The sequence below is a fragment of the Enterobacter sp. CGMCC 5087 genome (genome assembly GCF_003144775.1).
GTDB lineage: Bacteria > Pseudomonadota > Gammaproteobacteria > Enterobacterales > Enterobacteriaceae > Enterobacter > Enterobacter cloacae_M.
In genome coordinates, this window is record NZ_QFXN01000283.1 from 1 (window position 1) to 3,136 (window position 3,136).

The following is a 3,136-nucleotide window of genomic DNA, read 5'->3' on the forward strand; positions in this document are numbered from 1 at the left end:
CTGACCCGGCGGCGTGTGTGCCGTTGTTCCGTGTCAGTGGAGGCGCATTATAGGGAGTTATTCCGACGTGACAAGAGGAAATTTAAAAAAAGTTTCCATCCGCGTTTTTTTTCACCAATAGAGGTGAAATCAAGCTACAAATTGTTCTATTTGATGTATCTGCAACCACAATCACCTTCGAGGTGGCATAATTATCAGCATGAATCTTTAAGGAATAAAAGCGATGCCATTAAGCGCACAACAGCTGGCCGCCCAAAAAAACCTGTCGTACGTGCTGGCAGAAAAGCTGGCTCAGCGGATTTTAGCGGGTAAATATGCCCCGGGCAGCATCCTGCCGGGTGAGATGGAGCTGGGTGAGCTGTTTGGGGTGAGCCGTACCGCCGTTCGCGAAGCGGTGAAAACCCTGACGGCAAAAGGCATGGTGCTTCCACGCCCTCGCATTGGCACACGCGTGATGCCACAGAGTAACTGGAATTTTCTCGATCAGGAGCTGCTCTCCTGGTGGATGACGGAAGATAACTTTCACCAGGTCGTCGATCACTTTCTGGTGATGCGCAGCAGCCTTGAACCTCAGGCATGTCTGCTTGCCGCCACGCTAGGAACTGCAGAGCAGAAAGCACAGCTTAATGTGCTGATGGAAGAGATGGTGTTCCTGAAAAAGCACTTCAACCGCGAACGCTGGGTTGAGGTTGATATGGCCTGGCATGAACACATCTATATGATGAGCGCCAATCCGTTTCTCACCTCTTTTGCCTCTTTATTTCATTCGGTGTATCACACCTACTTTACCTCTATTACACAAAACGAAGTGGTAAAACTGGATTTGCACCAGGCGATAGTTGATGCCATCCAGGAAAGCGACGGGCAGCGAGCCCTGAGTGCGTGCCAGGCATTGCTGGCCGCGCCAACCCACCAGCAGGTAAATAAATGACAACGAAAAAAGCGCGCAGCATGGCCGGATTGCCGTGGATTGCAGCCATGGCGTTTTTTATGCAGGCACTGGATGCCACCATCCTCAACACAGCGCTTCCCGCTATAGCGCAAAGCCTTAATCGCTCCCCGCTGGCGATGCAGTCCGCCATCATCAGCTACACCCTGACGGTCGCAATGTTAATTCCGGTCAGCGGCTGGCTGGCCGACCGCTTTGGCACCCGCAGAGTTTTCATGCTGGCCGTAACGCTCTTTACGCTCGGTTCGCTGGCCTGTGCGCACTCCTCATCCTTAACGGAGCTGGTTATCTTCCGCGTATTGCAGGGCATTGGCGGCGCGATGATGATGCCGGTGGCGCGTCTTGCCCTGCTGCGAGCCTACCCCAGGAGCGAACTGCTTCCCGTGCTCAACTTCGTCACCATGCCGGGCCTGGTTGGCCCGATTCTTGGCCCGGTACTCGGTGGCGTATTTGTCACCTGGGCAAGCTGGCACTGGATTTTCCTGATTAATATTCCAATTGGCGTTGCGGGGCTGCTGTATGCCCGCAAATATATGCCAAACTTCACCACGCCAAGGCGCAGCTTCGACATGGGAGGCTTTTTCCTGTTTGGCCTGAGCCTGGTGTTATTCTCCAGCGGAATGGAGCTGTTTGGCGAGAAGATCGTCGCGACGTGGTTAGCGCTCTCCGTTATCCTCGGCGGTATTCTGTTATTCCTTCTTTATATACGTCACGCGCGCCGTCACCCGACGCCGTTAATTTCCCTGGGGCTCTTTAACACCCGAACGTTTTCCGTTGGGATTGCAGGAAACATTGCGTCTCGTCTGGGGACGGGTTGCGTACCGTTCCTGATGCCATTGATGCTGCAGGTGGGTTTCGGCTACCCGGCCCTGATTGCTGGCTGCATGATGGCGCCCACGGCAATGGGCTCGATTCTGGCAAAATCAACCGTGACACAGGTGCTGCGCTGGTTTGGCTATCGTAAGACGCTGGTTGGCGTGACGGTCTTTATCGGTCTGATGATTGCGCAGTTCTCGCTGCAATCCGCCGCGTTACCCGTCTGGATGCTGATCCTGCCGCTGTTTGTGTTGGGCATGGCGATGTCGACGCAGTTCACGTCGATGAACACCATCACCCTCGCCGACCTGACTGACGAGAACGCCAGCAGCGGCAACAGCGTGCTGGCGGTAACGCAACAGCTGTCGATCAGTTTAGGGGTTGCCGTGAGTGCAGCGGTGCTGCGGTTTTATGAAGGTTTTGACAGCGCAAATACCGTTGAGCAGTTCCACTATACCTTTATCACCATGGGCGCACTTACCGTGGTATCGGCGCTGGTCTTTATTCTGTTAAAACCGAAAGATGGCCGAAACCTGATTAAAGAGCGTCACAAAGAGAAAGCTAAACCGAACCGCGTTCCATCAGAACAGGAGTAAGCTGCAGGCGTTGCTGTTGCAGCGTGGGCTGCGCCATACGGTGGATCAACACATCGATGGCCAGCTCGCCCAGTTCATCTTTTGGCTGATGGATCGTGGTTAGCGGCGGCGTCATGTAGCTGGCCAGTTCGATATCGTCATAGCCAATCACCGCCATATCATCAGGCACACGTAGCCCCGCCTGATACAACGCCTGATAGGCACCAAACGCCATCGCGTCGTTACCAATAAACACCGCCTGCGGACGCGGCTTTTGCGTCAGCAGTTTCTGCATTGCCTCGAAGCCACCGTTAAACTCAAAGTCGCCTGTGATCCGGTAGCCATCAGGAATGGCAAGCCCCGCTCGTTCCATGGCAGAGAGATACCCTTCCAGACGCAAACGCGCCGGAGTTTTATCCAGCGGCCCCGTAATACAGGCAATGCGAGTGTGTCCTTTATCAATCAGGTACTGAGTCGCCATATCGCCGCCCAGCAGGGAGTTATCCTGAATGAGATCGCTGGTTCCGTCGAACGGCGCCCAGTCCATCATCACGGTGGGAATCGAAGGATAGCGCTGGATGATCTCTTTCGAGGGCTGATGCGTTTCGGTGCAGAGCAGCAGTAAGCCATCAACGCGTTTTTGCATCAGCGTTTCCAGGTTACGATTCATGCGCTGCTCGTCACCCTCGGTATTGCACAGCACCAGGCTGTAGCCGCGCTCGAAGCAGCTGCGCTCCACGCCGCGAACCAGTTCTGAATAAAAGGGGTTGGTACTGGCGGTGATGAGCATACCGAT

At 54.7% G+C, this 3,136-nt stretch carries 3 protein-coding genes; 2 read left to right on the forward strand and 1 reads right to left on the reverse strand.

The window, feature by feature from the left end; genetic code table 11:
* The first annotated feature begins 223 nt into the window (after window positions 1–223).
* Window positions 224–931: a FadR/GntR family transcriptional regulator gene (locus tag DEO48_RS24360; protein WP_109846527.1), complete on the forward strand. Its 708-nt coding sequence runs from the start codon at window positions 224–226 to the stop codon at window positions 929–931.
* Window positions 928–2,361 carry a multidrug transporter subunit MdtD gene (mdtD, locus tag DEO48_RS24365; RefSeq protein WP_109846528.1) on the forward strand — a complete coding sequence of 478 codons (1,434 nt, stop codon included), beginning with the start codon at window positions 928–930 and terminating at the stop codon, window positions 2,359–2,361. Before DEO48_RS24360 ends, mdtD begins: the two co-directional genes overlap by 4 nt.
* On the opposite strand, the gene rbsR is transcribed toward mdtD, so the two are convergent.
* A partial coding sequence (gene rbsR, locus DEO48_RS24370; RefSeq protein WP_109846529.1) for a ribose operon transcriptional repressor RbsR occupies window positions 2,327–3,136 on the reverse strand: 810 nt, incomplete at its 5' end. The two genes, mdtD and rbsR, sit on opposite strands and share 35 nt — an antisense overlap.

Coding starts and splice junctions, on each gene's coding strand:
- DEO48_RS24360 (WP_109846527.1), top strand. CDS start 224: ATGCCATTAAGCGCACAACAGCTGGCCGCCCAAAAAAACCTGTCGTAC.
- mdtD (WP_109846528.1), top strand. CDS start 928: ATGACAACGAAAAAAGCGCGCAGCATGGCCGGATTGCCGTGGATTGCA.